We start from the raw sequence: 18,043 nt of genomic DNA, 5'->3' as shown, positions 1-18,043 counted from the left end.
AAATGAAAGAATCATATTATGTATTGGATAATGAAGAGGAGTCGTTCAAAATAAAGGAGAACGTACAAAAATACGCTCAGTATTGGCGTTGGTTCTTGTTGGCTATCGTTATCTCCTTTATACTTGGTTTTTTATATTTGCGATATGCACCTACGATATACGAGTCAACAGCTAAGATAAAGATCATTGATGACAGTAAAGAGCTTGATATCGCGACTGATCCCTTATCTGCTTTGACCGGTGGCAGCAAAATAAATATGGACAATGAGATTGAGGTGCTCAAATCCTATCGTTTGTTGCAGCAGGTGGTGAATTCCCTTGATCTTGAAATTTCATATTACGAGGTAGGAAATATCAAGACAAGGAGAATTTTTAAGGCTCCTTTCGATATCGTAAAACTGTTTCCGGACGATAGTCTAAAAACCAATGTCATATTTGACGTGTCTTTTGAGACCAGCCCTCCCAAGATTAGTGATGATCAAGGAGTTGTTCAAGCTCTTGATTCATCTGTAACTATTTTCGATAAAACACGTTTTCCTGTTGAGGTGCGCTTAAAAAGCAAAGCACTTGCTTCTCAATTCAGAAGTAAAAATTTTGAAGTCGTCATAAATAAAAAGAAAGAGACCGTTCTTAATTTATCAAAACGCTTAGAGGTAAATACTACCAATAAAAACAGTGAAGTCCTTTCATTGTTGTTGAAAAGTGAGAGTCCGGAACTTTCCGAAGCCATACTAAACGGTATTATATACAAATTTGATCAAGACGGTATACTTGACCGCCAGTTGGTTTCGAAAAGAACTATCGATTTTATTGATAATAGATTCATTTTTCTAACCGAAGAATTAGATTCTATTGAATCTGGCAAAAAAGACTTCAAAAAATCAAACAATCTATCCTACATTGAAGCGGATGCCGGTATTACCATGCAGCAAAAATCAATTGCCGAAAATGATGTTTTTGAGATAGAGACCCAGATCGCTTTATCGAAATTATTGAAAAAGGCTCTCGTAAAGGAGTCATCATACGACCTTCTGCCCGCTGATATAGGATTGGAGAACAATAGTATTAATAGTTTGGTCTCGGAATACAATAAAATGGCACTGGAGAGAGAAAAGCTAATTACCAGTGCAGGACTGAACAACCCAACTGTGAAGATTCTTTCCGATCAGTTGAAAAGGGGTAAACTTAACATTGTCAATACCGTAGATATATATCAAGACCAACTCAATATTTCTCTTGGCCAAATGCAACAACAGCAATTTAAGGCCGGAACCGTATTTTCTGAATTACCGGAAAAAGAGATGACTCTAAGGGCCATAGAGCGCCAACAAAGCATCAAGGAAAACCTTTTCCTCATATTATTACAAAAACGTGAAGAGGCTGCTATCAATTTTGCCGTTACCGCACCCTCGGTCAAAGTCGTTGATTACGGTTTGACCAAGATGAATCCTATCTCCCCAAAAAAGCCGATTGTTTATGCAGTTTGCCTTTTTTTGGGATTGTTGGTTCCTTTTGGCTTTCTTTTTGTAAAATTCTCATTGGACGATAAAATCAAGAGTAAAGCCGATTTGGAAAAACTAAGTTCAGATATTCCAGTATTGGCAGAAATTCCCTCGATAAAAAATCCAAATAGTTTTTTTGAGGCCAACGAGAGATCTATTAGAGCGGAATCTTTTAAGATTCTAGGCACCAACGTGAATTTTCTCCTGCCCAAACAACCAGATAATTATTGCAAGACTATTTACGTAACATCAGCGATAAAGGGAGAGGGTAAAACATTTATAGCCCATAACCTTTCCATGGCTTACGCCAGTCTTAGAAAAAAAGTACTATTGATAGGCGCAGATTTACGTAACCCTCAATTACATAATTTTTTTGATATTGATAAGAATACTACCGGACTTTCAGATTTTCTATACAATCCACACATAGATTGGAGAACATGTGTCAACAAAGGTCACGATAGATTTTACGAAATTTGTTTTAGCGGTCCTATACCGCCGAATGCATCGGAGTTAATTGCCAATGAAAATTTCGAAAAGTTTTTAGACCTTGCAAGAAAGCATTATGATTATGTAATAGTCGATACTGCGCCCACAGTCTTGGTGGCTGACACACTTCTTATGTCCGAGTATGCAGATATTACCGTTTTTGTAACAAGGGCAAACTTTACTGATAAGCGTTTAATCGAGTTTTCAAAGGATTTACATAAAAATAAAAAATTGAAAAATATGGCTTTTGTTTTGAATGATATAACATTCAATAAAAAAAGTGGGTATAACTACGGCTACGAATACGGTTACGGTAGTAAAAACTAAATTTGCGGCATAGTTGAATAGGAAATACCCGATACATTATCTTTAATTAGGGTCAAAATCCTTAATTGCCATTGCAGTTTAGCTTCTATAGACTTTAGAAGAGTGTAGAGCGTTGTCATTTCGAAAGAGCGAGGAACTAATGACGAGAAATCTTAACAGTAGTAGCGATTCTTATTTGTGTCTCGTTCAAGGTAACAAACCATTCTCTAATTTTTTTTTCTTTTGTTCAAAACTACGAACTTCTAGTATACAGTTAATGGTTTATTTTAATCCATTTGTTTGTCTTCGGGATTCAAACCATCGGGTGTATCATTTTCCACCACATCATCCATTGAAGGACTTTCTGAAGCTTTTTCCCTCAAAATATCCTCTGTCTTATTGCGTTCCATATATTCTTCATCAATTTCATCCAAAATCGTTTTCATTTTCCTCTTGTCTTTTATCATGGCCCAGGTCATGATCAAACTAGTGGCTATAATGACAAAAAGCAAAATGCCCGATTCAAAATTAGCTACCTGTGCTTTAGTGGGTATCGCATAAAATAGGAGAACGGTAATCAATCCCCTTGGGGCAACAAAAAGTTGGGGTAGAATATCCTTGCCTATAAAAACGCGAAGAATCAAAAACCTGATAATGTAGATTGAAACAACAATAAGTACACTTATCAATGCCACATTAAAACTGAATAAAGAAGAAATAACGATGGTCAATCCAAAGACCACAAAGAAAAAGGTACGGACCACGAAAGCGGTTTCCAATGTGATGATGTGTAGCTCATGATAAATTTGCTTTATTTTTTCATCCTCTAAAAAGACAGCCATTTTACCGGGGAAAAATAATTTGACATTGGCGATAACGAGTCCAAAAATCAGGATAATGATCAATGACGATAAGTGCAACTTTTTCCCAATGGCGTATAATAACAATAGCACGGCTATCAATAAAAACAGTTTAGCCTGGCTCTTTATTTGCTGAAATATCAAAATAATGGCATAGCTAGCAACCAGACCTATAACAACCGTTAAAACCAGATTGCCGGCAAACCCCGCAACTCCGGCATCTTCTGCGGGGTTTAGTCCGCCGATCAGATAATAAAACATCATAATCCCCATAATATCGGAGAAAGTGCTTTCATAAATATGAAACTCCTTTTTTTCCTCAGAGAGTCCGCTGACACTGGGAATAATGATCGCACTTGAAAGTATGGAAAGCGGTGTGGCATACAACCAAGCGGATTGCATGGTCATACCCTCTATGAACTGGTGCAAAATCAAAGCTGCTACATAAGCGGAGCCCACCAGTCCCAATAAGGCGATGGCCATTGATTTAAGAATGGGAACCAGTTTTTCACGCTTTAGTTCCAATTCTAGTGCGGCCTCCAAAACAATCATGATCAGCCCTACTATACCCAATAGTTCCAGGCCTCCGGAAAAATCCATTGCTTCGGGCACAAAATATTTTAAAACATATTGAAGTATAATGCCCAATATAATGAGCATCAGTACAGAAGGGATGTTTGTTTTTTTGGAAATACCGTTAAACCAAAAAGAAAGAATAACGATTACCGATGCTTCAATGATTAGGTTATAAGAAGATAAAATATCCATGGTCAAGTGGTTTGGTGGTTGAATATACAGGTTTTATCCCATATCTGATTTAGATATACCATCTAACGTAGAAAAAATAAAAAAAGTTGTATATTTGCATCACTGAAAGGATATAATAGTATTCATAGGGGACAATTTGTCCCCTTTTCTATTCGATAAATTTTATGTTGAAGGATAAGGTAACGCAACTTTTAAATGATGTTCTAGAGGAAAACAAATCACTTTTTTTGATTGATTTCTCAATAACATCGGACAACAAGATAAAAATTATAATCGATGGTGATGAAGGTGTTGCCGTTCAGGACTGTATGTTGGTCAGTAGGGCCATAGAGCATAATTTGGATAGGGAAGAAGAGGATTTTTCTTTAGAAGTAGCTTCAGCAGGAGCGGCTTCCCCTATCGTAAATCCAAGACAGTACTTAAAAAATATAGGTAGAAAATTAGAGGTTAAGCTTCCGGAAAATCAAATTGAGGGAAACCTTACCGCTGCCACAAACGAAACGATAACCCTGGAGTGGAAGGCAAGAGAGCCCAAGCCCGTTGGAAAGGGTAAAGTTACAGTCCAGAAAAAGCAGGAAATTGCAATTTCTGATATATTAGAAGCAAAAGTTGTATTAAAATTTTAATCAAAACACGATGGAGAATATTGCGCTGATCGAATCCTTTTCGGAATTTAAGGACGATAAGTTCATAGACAGGGTAACACTTATGGCAATTTTGGAGGATGTATTCCGAAATGCCTTAAAGAAAAAATTTGGGTCTGATGATAACTTTGATATCATCATTAATCCGGATAAGGGAGATTTGGAGATTTGGAGAAATCGTGTAGTTGTTGAGGATGGTGAGGTAGAAGAGCCAAACGAAGAAATATCATTGTCCGAGGCACGTAAAATCGAACCTGATTTTGAAGTCGGTGAAGATGTATCCGAAGAGGTGAAGTTGATGCATTTGGGGCGAAGGGCTATTTTGGCGTTGCGTCAAAACTTGATTTCCAAAATACATGAGCACGATAATACCACAATATACAAGCAATTTAAGGACCTAGAGGGCGAAATATATACCGCTGAGGTACACCATATTCGCCATAAGGCCATTATTTTGTTGGATGACGAAGGTAACGAGATTATTCTTCCGAAGGACAAACAGATCCCTTCTGACTTTTTTAGAAAAGGGGATAACGTGCGTGGGATTATTGAAAGTGTGGAATTGAAGGGAAGTAAACCTTCCATCATAATGTCCAGAAGCTCCCCTAAGTTTTTGGAGCAGCTCTTCTTTCAGGAAATACCCGAAGTTTTCGATGGCTTGATCACCATTAAAAAAGCGGTACGTATTCCAGGTGAAAAAGCAAAGGTGGCCGTTGATTCCTATGATGACCGTATTGATCCGGTAGGTGCTTGTGTAGGTATGAAAGGGTCAAGAATACACGGTATCGTTCGTGAATTGGGCAATGAAAATATAGATGTCATCAACTGGACTGGTAATCCACAATTGTTGGTGACCAGGGCCTTGAGTCCGGCTAGGGTATCATCGGTCAAACTCGATGACGAAAAAATGACGGCTCAGGTATATCTAAGACCTGAGGAAGTTTCAAAGGCCATAGGTCGTGGAGGTCATAACATACGCTTGGCGGGTCAATTAACGGGTTACGAGATAGATGTTTTCCGCGAAGGGGTAGAGGAAGATGTAGAGCTTACCGAATTTTCGGATGAAATTGAAGGTTGGGTTATCGAGGAATTCAAGAAAATAGGTATGGATACGGCACGAAGCGTGCTGGAACAAGACGTTGACGATTTGGTAAAACGTACAGATCTGGAAGAGGAAACAATTACAGAAGTTGTGCGTATACTAAAAGAAGAATTAGAAGATTAGCTATATATTAGCAAAAAATTATAAGTACAGGAACAATTTTTTATGGCAGAAACTGCAACAATAAGGCTTAATAAAGTTCTGAGAGAGCTTAATATTTCATTGGACAGGGCGGTAGATTTTCTATCTTCCAAAGGTCACGATGTGGAGGCTAGGCCCACCACGAAAATTTCCAATGAGGTATATCAAGTGCTTTTGGATGAGTTCCAAACGGATATGAGCAAGAAAGTTGCATCCAAGGAAGTCGGTGAAGAGAAGCGGAAGGAAAAAGAGGCGATACGGGTTCAGTTAGAGCAAGAGCAGGAGGAAAGAAGACTCGCGCGCGAAAAAAGAGCTGCCGCAAATGAAATCGTAAAAGCAAAGGCTGAACTTGCCGGCCCCAAAACTGTTGGTAAAATAGATTTGGATGCGAAAAAGAAACCGGTAAAGGAGACAACTTTAGAAGAAAAACCCGAACCGGAAGAGGTCAAGCAAGAACCTCAAAAAGAGGTTGCTAAAGAGGTTGCGGAAGAAGTTGAATCAACCAAAGTAAAAGCTGAGGAAAAGGCTGTCGAGGTTAAAAAAACCGAGGAAGACAAAGTTGAGGAGCCAGAAGTTATAGAAACCCAATACAAAAAACTTTCAGGCCCTAAAATTGCAGGAGATAAAATTGACCTTTCCAAGTTTGAAAAGCCCAAAAAGAAAAAAGAAGCGCCTAAAAGCAAAGATGCGGGAGGTGATAGAAAAAAACGAAGGAGACGAATAGTAAGCAATACAGGAAACAATAACCAAGGTGGCGCAAAAGGCACAAGAACTCCTGGTAGAAAAGGTATAGGTCAACGTCAAACAGTTTCCAAAAGTGAACCTACCGAAGAGGAAGTTCAAAAACAAGTAAGGGAGACCTTGGAAAAACTGCAAGGTAAATCCAAAAAAGGTAAAGGAGCCAAATATAGAAGGGACAAAAGGGATCAGCACAGGCAACAAACCGAAGCGGATCTTGAACAGCAGGAATTGGAAAGCAAAATCCTAAAGGTAACTGAATTCGTAACTGTAAACGAAGTGGCTACCATGATGGATATCTCGCCGATGCAAATCATATCTGCCTGCATGTCCTTGGGTATTATGGTTACCATGAACCAACGATTGGATGCTGAAACGCTCACTATAGTTGCCGATGAATTTGGGTATGAAGTTGAATTTGTAACCGCGGATATTGAAGAGGCCATTGTTGAAGAGGAAGATGCCCCTGAGGATTTGAAGCACAGAGCTCCGATTGTAACCGTAATGGGCCATGTAGACCATGGTAAGACGTCATTGTTGGATTATGTGCGTGAAGCAAATGTTATCGCCGGCGAGAGCGGTGGTATTACCCAGCATATTGGTGCATATGGGGTCACTCTGGAAGACGGACAAAAAATCACGTTCTTGGATACACCTGGTCACGAAGCCTTTACGGCCATGCGTGCAAGAGGTGCCCAGGTTACCGATATTGCCGTTATCGTAATTGCGGCTGACGACGATATTATGCCGCAAACCAAAGAGGCCATAAGTCACGCCCAAGCAGCTGGTGTTCCGATTGTTTTTGCTATCAACAAAATAGACAGGCCAACTGCCAATCCAGATAAAATTAAGGAAGGTCTTGCCCAAATGAACCTCTTGGTAGAGGATTGGGGCGGCAAAATACAATCCCATGATATCTCTGCCAAAACTGGGGAGGGTGTCAAAGAACTACTGGAAAAAGTATTATTGGAGGCTGAACTTTTAGAATTGAAAGCAAATCCCGATAAATTGGCTTCTGGTACGGTCGTTGAAGCTTTCCTGGATAAGGGCAGGGGCTATGTTTCCACTATTTTGGTACAGGCGGGTACCCTACAAGTAGGCGATTATGTGCTGGCAGGAACATGCAGCGGTAAGGTAAAAGCCATGCAAGATGAACGTGGTAGGGATATAGAGAAGGCCGGCCCGGCAACCCCTATATCAATTTTAGGACTTGATGGTGCTCCTCAGGCAGGGGACAAGTTTTCTATATTTGAAGATGAGAGAGAAGCTAAGAACATAGCGACTAAAAGAAGTCAGTTGCAACGTGAACAATCCGTTAGGACGCAGCGTCACATTACATTGGACGAGATCGGTCGCCGTATCGCATTAGGTGATTTCAAGGAATTGAATATTATACTCAAAGGTGATGTGGACGGCTCTGTCGAGGCCTTAACGGATTCTTTCCAGAAGTTGTCCACCGATGAAATTCAATTGAACGTAATCCACAAAGGAGTTGGCCCAATCACCGAGTCAGATGTACTGTTGGCCACAGCATCAGATGCTATTATTATCGGGTTTAACGTGAGGCCGATGGGCAATGCTAGGTCAATAGCGGACAAGGAGGAAATCGATATCAGAATGTACTCTATCATTTACGATGCCATTAACGACCTTAAAGACGCTATGGAAGGTATGCTTTCTCCGGAAATGAAGGAGGAAATTACCGGTACTGCCGAGATACGCGAGACTTTCAAGATCTCCAAAGTTGGTACCATTGCAGGGTGTATGGTAACCAGTGGTAAAATATACAGAAGTTCGAATATTAGGTTAATACGTGACGGAGTCGTTATTTACACTGGTGAGCTTGCTTCTTTAAAGCGTTTTAAGGACGATGTCAAAGAAGTTGCCAAAGGATATGATTGTGGACTACAGATTAAAAACTACAATGACATTAAGGAGCTTGATATCGTAGAAGCCTACCAAGAAGTTGCAGTAAAGAAAAAGCTGAAATCCAAATAGAGAAAAGTAATCGAATTAAATAAAAAAACAGCGGGGTATGCACCGCTGTTTTTTTATTTACACACTTTATGGGATAATCCTATTTTTTTTCTGGATTAAGAAGCATGGCTTCAGGATATTTTTTTCTAAGCTCGTTAAATTTTCGTTCAGCCTCAAGTTTGGTTTTGAATTTCCCCACACGAACCCGGTAACTGGGTGTTTCAAATTTTATCTTTGAGTTCCAACCGGGAAAATCTGTATCTACATTATTTTTGATGCGCTGTGCTTTTTGTAACGACCCAAAGCCAACTTGAATCGTGTAAAAACCATCATCTTCGTTAGTGGACTTGTAAATTTCTATTAACTCATCAATTTTTTCATCTTGTTCAATATGTATTTGACCCTTTTGGGCACTTCCAAAACAGAAAAAACCAACAAAAACCAACGGAAAGACTAATGTTTTCATATTACCTGTAATTGTTTAAAATTCCTACGGTACAAAAGTACTTTTTTAAAGGTTAAACAAAAGATTCGGTCGTTATTTAGAATAATTATAAATTATAAATTATCAATACTTTAAGATTTCCAAAATAAAGTCTATGTCGTATTTTTGCGTTCAATTTGAGCATTCGATAATTGTGCCGACAACCTAGTATTACTATTATCATGCCAAGATTTTGATAGAAATAAAATTCATATGAAAAAGGTTTCTTACCGCAATCAAATCTCTAAAATTTTAAGTATCAGCTTAGTAGTATTCCTACTTTTTTCTGTTTCTATGTTTGCTCAAGAGGAAACACCTGCTGAGGGTGAGCAGACAGAAGCTTCTGTTGGTGATGCCGCTAAAGGAAAATCTCTTTTTAACCAAAACTGTGCAGCTTGTCATGCGCTTAATCGTAAAATGACTGGGCCTGCATTGGCAAATGTGGAAACGAGATTGTATGAAGAGGAAGGTTTGGATAAGGAATGGTTGTACAAATGGATTAGGAACAGTGCCGGAATGATCGCTTCTGGTGATGCTTATGCCATCAAGATCTACAACGAATACAACCAAGCGGCGATGACCGCGTTTCCTACGTTGTCCAATGCGGATATTGATGATATTTTGGCCTACACGGCCGCACCGCCACCGGCTGCGCCACCACCACCTCCAGGTGCTGTGGCTGAGGGTGTGCCTTCTGGTGGAGGTTCAGGAATTTCAAACGAAGTGATTTTAGGCGCATTGGTGCTTGTTTTTGGCTTGTTGGTTGTAATGTTATTCTTGGTGAACAATACGTTGCGAAGAATTGCCGAAGCCAATGGCGTCGTTGTCGAAAAAGAAAAGGCTGAAAAACGTACCCCTATTTGGAAGGCATTTGTACAGAATCAATTTTTGGTTTTGGTATCGGTTGTTTTCTTGTTGTTGGGTAGTGCATATTTCGCTTACGGTTGGATGATGCAGGTAGGGGTAGACCAGGGGTATGCACCCATACAGCCTATTCACTATTCCCATAAAATACATGCGGGTGTCAATAAAATTGAGTGTAAGTATTGCCATTCTTCCGCAAGGGTTTCAAAGCATTCGGGTATCCCATCGTTAAACGTTTGTATGAATTGTCATAAATCCATTTACGAGTATAAGGGAACAGCCGAAGGTCCCAGTCAAGAAGATTTGGCCAACGGGTATACCAATGAATTCTACACGAACGAAATAAAGAAATTATACAAAGCTGTTGGTTGGGACGAAGAGAACCAAAAATACACAGGGGAATCACAGCCGGTGGAATGGGTAAGAATCCATAATTTACCTGATTTGGCTTATTTTAACCACTCCCAGCACGTTTCTGTTGCAGGAATTGAATGTCAGACCTGTCACGGACCGGTAGAGGAAATGGAAATCATGTATCAATATTCTCCGTTGACCATGGGTTGGTGTATCAACTGCCATAGAGAGACAAATGTAAAAGTCGAGGGTAACGAATACTACGCCAAAATTCATGATGAACTTTCCAAAAAATATGGCGTTGATAAATTAACGGCCGCACAAATGGGTGGTCTTGAATGTGGAAAGTGCCACTATTAATAATATTAAGCAGATAATTCAGAGATATACGTATGGCATCAAACAAGAAATATTGGAAAAACGAAGCGGAATTAAATCCGAACGATTCCATTATTGAGACGCTAAGACAAAATGAGTTTGCGGAAGCTATTCCTGTGGATGAGTTTTTGGGGGATAAGGAAAACCTGTCTACAGGCTCTACCAATCGAAGGGATTTCTTGAAATATGTTGGTTTTAGTACAGCTGCAGCAACGGTCGCTGCTTGTGAGGGCCCGGTTATCAAATCGATCCCTTATGTGGTTCAACCGGATCGTATAGTTCCTGGTGTTGCCAACTATTATGCCACTACGATAGCTAATGGTTTTGATTTTGCCAGTATTTTGATAAAGACCCGTGAGGGTCGGCCAATCAAGGTAGAAAACAATACCGATGCCAAAATAAACGGTGGGGCAAATGCAAGGGTTCAGGCTTCTGTTCTCTCATTGTACGACAGTAAGAGATTGCAAGGCCCTACGGCAAATGGTGAACCGGTGGAGTGGAAAGTGTTGGACGCTACAGTGAAAGCTAAACTGGCTTCGTTGAAAAATGGCGGTAAGCAAATAGCTTTATTAACGCAAACATATGCCAGCCCTTCAACCGCTAGATTGATGGCTGAGTTTAAGGCTGCATATGGTAATATGAACCATGTAACCTACGATGCCATTGCCGAAGATGCTGCATTAAATGCCTTTGAAGCCAGATATGGGGAAAGGGCCTTGGCGGATTATGATTTTGAAAAAGCTGATTTGATTGTGTCCTTCGGTGCGGATTTCCTTTCAGACTGGCAGGGTGGTGGTTACGACAGCGGTTATGCAAAAGGACGGATTCCGGCCAATGGGAAAATGTCAAGACATGTTCAGCTAGAAGCAAACATGTCCTTAACTGGGGCAAATGCTGATAAGCGTATTTCCTTGACGCCTTCACAACAAAAAATCGCTTTAGCGAAATTATACGGTAAACTAAACCGTACCAACGTTGGTGGAGAGCTGCCAGACACCGTTGATAAAGCCTTGGACAACTTGGTGACTCAAATCGGGAAAAATAAAAAACGTGCCGTAGTAGTTACAGGTATAGACGATGTCAATGCTCAGACGGTTGTCTTGGCCATAAACGAAATGCTGGGAAGCGAAGCTTTTGATTCAAAATCCCCAAAATACACAAGACAGGGCAATGTGAAAGCTTTAAACGGTTTAATTGCCGATATGAAAGCTGGGAAAGTTGGTGCTTTGTTTATGGATGGTGTAAATCCCATGTACACTTTACCCAATGCGTCCGACTTTGCCGAGGGTATGAAGAATGTAGATTTGTCTATTGCCTTTACACAAGCGAATAATGAGACTGCTCAAGTTTCTAATTACGCAGCTGCATCCAATCATTATTTAGAATCTTGGGGTGATGCGGAAATGAAGAAAGGACATTTCAGTTTGATGCAGCCTACCATAAAAGAGTTATTTGATACACGTCAATTTCAAAGCTGTCTGTTGCAATGGATGGGCAGTGATAAAACATATTACGATTATATAAAAGAGACTTGGAGTACCTTTATACTTAATGGAGGTAGTTGGAACCAAGCACTACATGACGGTGTATTTAAAGTGGCCAACGAAGTTTCAGTGTTAGCCGACCCGACAAATGTTTCTGCCGCTGATGATAAGGAGCAAATGGATGTGATGGCTTCTGATGAAACAACGACGTCTGCAATTCCAATCGCTTCGGCCATTAGAAGTTTGGCTGACACCCCAAGTGAAGGGATGGAACTTACGCTTTATCCCAAAGTAGGTATGGGAGACGGTCAACAGGCCAATAATCCTTGGTTGCAAGAATTTCCCGATCCTATAACACGGGTCTCTTGGGACAATTATGTTACCGTTTCAAAAGCAGATGCCCAAGAGCTTGGATTTGAAAATATGAACGTTGCCGATGGTGGATTAAATGGAAGCTATGCAAAAATTACGGTCAACGGTGTTAGCGTTGATAATGTTCCGGTAATCATTCAACCCGGCCAGGCCAAAGGTTCGATAGGACTTTCTTTTGGGTATGGTAAAACAATAGGTTTAAAAGAAGAAATGCAGACGGGTGTTAACGCTTATCCTCTATACCAAGGGTTCAAGAGCGTACAACCGGTATCTATAGAGAAATCAGCTGGCATGCATGAATTTGCATGTGTTCAGTTGCATAAAACATTAATGGGTAGGGGTGATATCATAAAAGAGACTACCTTGGAAATCTTTAATACCAAAGATGCTCGAGAATGGAACGAAGTGCCTGTGGTGTCTTTAGATCATCAAGAAGTACCCGCTACAACCGTTGACTTGTGGGATAGTTTTGACCGTTCAATAGGGCATCATTTCAACATGTCAATAGATTTGAACGCATGTACGGGTTGTGGAGCTTGTGTTATCGCATGTCATGCGGAAAATAACGTACCTGTGGTAGGTAAGGCAGAAGTAAGAAAATCAAGGGATATGCACTGGTTGCGTATTGACAGATACTATTCATCGGAAGAAACTTTTGAAGGTGATAATACCAAGAAAGATGAATTTGATGGTCTTACAGGCGATAAAGGTTCTTTAGGGGGATTTGGGGAGTTGGAAGATCCTTCTGTTAACCCTCAAGTGGCCTTTCAACCGGTAATGTGCCAGCATTGTAATCATGCGCCTTGTGAAACGGTTTGTCCTGTTGCGGCAACATCACACAGTCGCCAAGGTCAAAACCATATGGCATACAATAGATGTGTTGGAACAAGATATTGTGCCAACAACTGCCCGTACAAAGTACGTAGGTTCAATTGGTTCCTATACAATAATAATGATGAGTTTGATTACCATATGAACAATGATCTGGGTAAGATGGTCATCAACCCCGATGTAACCGTGCGTTCCAGAGGGGTAATAGAGAAATGTTCTTTATGTATACAAATGACCCAAAAAACTATTTTGGATGCGAAGAGAGAAGGCCGTCCTGTTGCAGATGGTGAGTTTCAAACGGCTTGTTCATCGGCATGTAGCAGTGGAGCAATTGTTTTTGGGGATATCAACGATGATACGAGCAAGGTTGCTGAATTAAAGGAAAGTGACCGTATGTATCATTTGTTGGAGCATGTGGGTACAAAACCTAACGTATTCTACCATGTGAAAGTGAGAAACACCAACGAAGCATAATAATAAGCAAGTAACAATACTATAAAATATGGCGTCGCATTACGAAGCACCTATACGAAAACCCTTAGTTATTGGAGACAAAGGCTACCACGATGTAACCGTGGATATTGCCGCTCCAGTGGAAGGAAGAGCCAATAAGCACTGGTGGATAGTTTTTTCCATCGCCTTGGTCGCTTTTCTTTGGGGAGTAGGTTGTATTATTTATACAATATCCACAGGTATCGGTACTTGGGGATTGAACAAAACGGTCAACTGGGCCTGGGATATCACTAATTTTGTATGGTGGGTGGGTATCGGTCACGCAGGAACATTGATTTCTGCGGTATTGTTATTGTTTCGCCAAAAATGGAGAATGGCCATTAACCGTTCAGCGGAAGCGATGACCATTTTCTCGGTTGTTCAAGCGGGTCTTTTCCCGATTATACACATGGGCCGACCTTGGTTGGCGTATTGGGTATTGCCTATTCCCAATCAATTTGGTTCTTTATGGGTAAACTTTAACTCACCATTGTTATGGGATGTATTTGCGATATCTACATATTTATCGGTTTCTTTGGTATTCTGGTGGACGGGGCTACTGCCTGACTTCGCTATGATTCGTGATAGGGCCGTTAAACCATTTCAGAAAAAAATATATGGACTATTAAGCTTTGGATGGAGCGGTCGTGCCAAAGATTGGCAACGTTTTGAAGAGGTTTCGTTGGTATTGGCCGGTCTGGCCACACCATTGGTGCTTTCTGTACACACCATCGTATCGTTTGACTTTGCTACATCGGTAATACCCGGATGGCACACTACCATATTTCCTCCATATTTTGTTGCTGGGGCAATTTTTTCCGGCTTCGCAATGGTGAATACCCTTCTTATCATCATGCGCAAGGTATGTAGTCTCGAAGCTTATATAACCGTACAGCATATTGAGTTGATGAACATCGTGATTATGATTACGGGCTCAATAGTAGGGTGTGCCTATATAACCGAATTGTTCATGGCATGGTATTCCGGTGTTGAGTATGAGCAATACGCTTTCTTGAACAGGGCGACAGGTCCTTATGCATGGGCTTACTGGGCTATGATGACTTGTAACGTATTTTCCCCGCAGTTCATGTGGTCCAAGAAATTACGGACCAGTATCATGTTTTCTTTCTTTATCTCGATTGTCGTGAATATTGGGATGTGGTTCGAACGATTCGTGATTATCGTAACTTCTTTGCACAGGGATTATTTGCCATCATCTTGGACAATGTTCTCTCCCACTTTTGTGGATATCGGGATTTTTATCGGTACGATAGGCTTTTTCTTTGTATTGTTCCTTTTATATGCAAGAACTTTTCCTGTAATCGCTCAAGCAGAGGTAAAATCGATTTTGAAATCATCGGGCTCAAAGTATAAAAAGCTCCGTGATGCCGGTAAGCCATTGTATACTATAGAAAGAAAAGGCGTAGTTGCTGAAAAAGAAACAATCACAGACGATGTTCTAATGGGCGAACCAGTACCTACGGTTGGCGATAAAGTTGGTGTGAACGAACTTTTAAGTACTATCGGTACTTTTGATTCCACGACCGAGACACCAGACGATTTAAAGAAAATAAAAGGTATCGGTCCGCAGATGGAGGCGACCCTAAACCAAATCGGTATCTACACATTTGCCCAAGTAGGTAGAATGACCAAAAAGGAATATGATTTGTTGGATTCTATAACTGAATCTTTCCCAGGCAGGGCACAACGTGACGATTGGGCAGGTCAAGCAATATTGTTAAATAACAAAAAGTAGATATGGCATCTAAAGTTATACAGGCATTTTATAATGATGACGATGTGTTGATGCATGCCGTTAAAAAGGTAAAGGCCGCTAAACATCACATCGAAGAGGTATATTGCCCCTTTCCTGTACATGGTTTGGACAAGGCAATGGGTTTGGCTCCTACACGAATAGCGATAACTTCCTTTTTGTATGGTTGTGTTGGCCTCACGGTAGCCATTGTAATGATGAATTATATTATGATAGAGGACTGGCCACAGGATATAGGTGGTAAGCCAAGTTTTAGTTACCTGGAAAACATGCCTGCCTTTGTTCCGATTATGTTTGAGCTTACCGTATTCTTTGCAGCTCACTTAATGGTGATTACTTTTTATTTGAGAAGTAGGTTGTGGCCGTTCAAAAAAGCTGAAAATCCAGATGTTAGAACAACGGATGACCATTTTGTAATGGAGATAGAATTGCACGATAATGAAAACGAACTAAAAGAGTTGTTGTTGAATACGGGTGCGGTAGAAATAAGTGTATCAGAAAAAAACAGTCATTGAATATGAACAGTTTTAGAAAAGTAGTATTGGTATTCGCCTTGGTTATTTTTGTAGCGTCTTGTTCTGACCAGAACAGCCGTAACTATCAATACATGCCAAATATGTATGAATCTGTAGGTTATGAAACCTATCAAGAAGTAGATTTCCTACCAAACGGTTCCGAAGCCATGAAACCTGTCGAAGGTACTATTTCAAGAGGCTGGATGCCTTATGACTTTGAGAACACTCTAGAGGGTAAAGACTTGGCACGGGTTGATGTAAGTCCGTTGGATTCCATACAAAAAGAAGAAAATTTGGCCGAAGGTATGCAGCTATACACTATTTATTGTGCTATATGCCATGGTGATAAAGGTAATGGTCAGGGGTGGTTGGTAAAGCAAGAAAAAATTCTTGGGGTTCCTAGTTATGATGACGTGGCGAGAAATATAACGGTTGGCAGTACCTACCATACCATTTATTACGGTTTAAACTCTATGGGTTCTTATGCTTCGCAAATGAATAATGATGAAATGTGGAAGGTTTCGGAGTACGTAATGCAATTGAAACAAGAATTACAAAAATAATACATAGGACAATATGTACACGATTTCAAATAGATTGAAAATTGGTTCCATTATTTTAATGGTCGTAGGTGCAATAGGCATTGCATGGGGTTTTCTAGCTGCGCCGAGCACTGAAGCAGAGGCTATGGAAATGATTTCTGCACATGGCAATGGCCACGGTGGTGATCATGGTGGGTCAGTACCACATTTGGATAAAGGTGAGGGGGTAGCCCATGGCACGGTAATTGAAAAGTCAGGAAGCCATGCCGAAGATGGGGTACATGTAGACGAAGGCCATGCTATGTTGCACGAAGAGCATGTGCTACATCAATTACAGAACAAGCCCTGGGCAGCATTATATGTTGCAGCCTTCTTTTTCTTTATGATAGCACTTGGTGTGTTGGCATTTTATGCTATACAGCGTGCGGCACAAGCAGGTTGGTCCCCCTTATTGTTTAGGGTAATGGAGGGTATTACAGCCTATCTGGTTCCAGGGGGTATCGCTGTTTTTGTGATTTTGGTATTATCGGTTCTACATATGAACCACCTTTTTGTGTGGATGGACCCAGAAGTAGTTGCCCATGATGCTTTATTACAGGGAAAAGCAGGATATTTGGACCCAACTTTCTTTTTGATTCGTGCGGCCATATTCCTAGCCGGTTGGATTTTATATCGTGAATATTCCAGAAAGCTTTCCTTGGCTCAAGATGAGTCCGATGACAATAGCAACTTCAAGAAAAATTTCAGGGCATCTGCAGGTTTCCTGGTGTTTTATTTGATTTCAGAGTCGATGATGTCCTGGGATTGGATCATGAGTGTTGACCCGCACTGGTTCAGTACTCTGTTTGGGTGGTACATTTTTGCGAGTATGTTCGTATCCGGTATCACGGTAATCGCTATGATAACCATTTATTTAAAATCAAAGGGATATCTACCAGAAGTAAACGATAGCCATATTCATGATTTGGCTAAATTTATGTTCGGTATCAGTATATTTTGGACATACTTGTGGTTCTCCCAGTTCATGTTAATATGGTACTCTAACATTCCCGAGGAGGTTACGTATTACGTTACAAGAATCGCCGACTATAATTTACCGTTCTTCGGAATGGTTGCCTTGAATTTCGTTTTTCCATTGTTGCTACTGATGAACAGCGACTATAAACGTATAAATTGGTTTGTTGTAATGACTGGTGTTGTTATCCTTGTAGGGCATTATATGGATATATTCAATGCTATCATGCCCGCAACGGTAGGAGATCAATGGTTTATCGGTATCCCAGAAATCGGGGCTATATTGTTTTTTGCCGGTGCATTTATATTTTGGGTATTCAAAGCGTTGGCTTCGGCACCCTTGCAACCTAAGAGAAACCCATTTATTGAAGAAAGTAAACACTTTCATTATTAAAAGAAAATATTAAGGTAT

At 40.4% G+C, this 18,043-nt stretch carries 12 protein-coding genes; 10 read left to right on the top strand and 2 right to left on the bottom strand.

The window, feature by feature from the left end; all coding sequences use genetic code 11:
- Window positions 1-2 precede the first annotated feature (2 nt).
- The gene (locus HYG79_RS04145; protein ID WP_179240903.1) at window positions 3-2,318 is read left to right on the top strand and encodes a GumC family protein; all 2,316 of its coding nucleotides are present in this window, start codon (window positions 3-5) and stop codon (window positions 2,316-2,318) included.
- 266 nt (window positions 2,319-2,584) lie between these two features.
- Here HYG79_RS04145 and HYG79_RS04140 read toward each other — a convergent pair whose 3' ends face one another.
- Window positions 2,585-3,925 carry a cation:proton antiporter domain-containing protein gene (locus HYG79_RS04140; protein WP_179240902.1) on the bottom strand — a complete coding sequence of 447 codons (1,341 nt, stop codon included), beginning with the start codon at window positions 3,923-3,925 and terminating at the stop codon, window positions 2,585-2,587.
- 164 nt (window positions 3,926-4,089) lie between these two features.
- Here HYG79_RS04140 and rimP point away from each other — a divergent pair, with 164 nt between their 5' ends.
- From rimP to infB, 3 genes are read left to right on the top strand one after another with little or no spacing between them, the layout of a single operon-like run.
- Window positions 4,090-4,551 carry a ribosome assembly cofactor RimP gene (gene rimP, locus HYG79_RS04135; RefSeq protein ID WP_179240901.1) on the top strand — a complete coding sequence of 154 codons (462 nt, stop codon included), beginning with the start codon at window positions 4,090-4,092 and terminating at the stop codon, window positions 4,549-4,551.
- A 10-nt stretch (window positions 4,552-4,561) separates the two neighbouring features.
- On the top strand, window positions 4,562-5,794 hold the full coding sequence (nusA, locus tag HYG79_RS04130) for a transcription termination factor NusA (protein WP_179240900.1): 1,233 nt from the start codon (window positions 4,562-4,564) through the stop codon (window positions 5,792-5,794).
- Window positions 5,795-5,836: 42 nt separating this feature from the next.
- Window positions 5,837-8,548 (top strand): translation initiation factor IF-2, encoded by a 2,712-nt coding sequence (gene infB / locus HYG79_RS04125; RefSeq protein WP_179240899.1) that lies wholly within the window; start codon window positions 5,837-5,839, stop codon window positions 8,546-8,548.
- 79 nt (window positions 8,549-8,627) lie between these two features.
- Here infB and HYG79_RS04120 read toward each other — a convergent pair whose 3' ends face one another.
- Window positions 8,628-8,993, bottom strand: coding sequence for an SPOR domain-containing protein (locus tag HYG79_RS04120; protein WP_179240898.1), 366 nt, complete (start codon window positions 8,991-8,993; stop codon window positions 8,628-8,630).
- A gap of 231 nt (window positions 8,994-9,224) precedes the next feature.
- Here HYG79_RS04120 and HYG79_RS04115 point away from each other — a divergent pair, with 231 nt between their 5' ends.
- From HYG79_RS04115 to HYG79_RS04090, 6 genes are read left to right on the top strand one after another with little or no spacing between them, the layout of a single operon-like run.
- A complete protein-coding gene (locus HYG79_RS04115) occupies window positions 9,225-10,589 on the top strand; it encodes a cytochrome c3 family protein (RefSeq protein ID WP_179240897.1) in 1,365 nt (454 codons plus the stop codon).
- Between the two features lie 32 nt (window positions 10,590-10,621).
- A complete protein-coding gene (locus tag HYG79_RS04110; protein ID WP_179240896.1) occupies window positions 10,622-13,768 on the top strand; it encodes a TAT-variant-translocated molybdopterin oxidoreductase in 3,147 nt (1,048 codons plus the stop codon).
- Between the two features lie 28 nt (window positions 13,769-13,796).
- Window positions 13,797-15,542, top strand: coding sequence for an NrfD/PsrC family molybdoenzyme membrane anchor subunit (gene nrfD / locus HYG79_RS04105; RefSeq protein WP_179240895.1), 1,746 nt, complete (start codon window positions 13,797-13,799; stop codon window positions 15,540-15,542).
- Between the two features lie 2 nt (window positions 15,543-15,544).
- A complete protein-coding gene (locus tag HYG79_RS04100; RefSeq protein ID WP_179240894.1) occupies window positions 15,545-16,075 on the top strand; it encodes a DUF3341 domain-containing protein in 531 nt (176 codons plus the stop codon).
- Window positions 16,076-16,077: 2 nt separating this feature from the next.
- Window positions 16,078-16,638: a c-type cytochrome gene (locus HYG79_RS04095; RefSeq protein ID WP_179240893.1), complete on the top strand. Its 561-nt coding sequence runs from the start codon at window positions 16,078-16,080 to the stop codon at window positions 16,636-16,638.
- Window positions 16,639-16,651: 13 nt separating this feature from the next.
- A complete protein-coding gene (locus tag HYG79_RS04090; RefSeq protein WP_179240892.1) occupies window positions 16,652-18,025 on the top strand; it encodes a quinol:cytochrome C oxidoreductase in 1,374 nt (457 codons plus the stop codon).
- Window positions 18,026-18,043 lie beyond the last annotated feature (18 nt).

Source organism: Costertonia aggregata, from assembly GCF_013402795.1.
Classification (GTDB): domain Bacteria; phylum Bacteroidota; class Bacteroidia; order Flavobacteriales; family Flavobacteriaceae; genus Costertonia; species Costertonia aggregata.
Note: the sequence above shows the minus strand (reverse complement) of the source record. Positions and strands in the feature narration are given on the sequence as shown.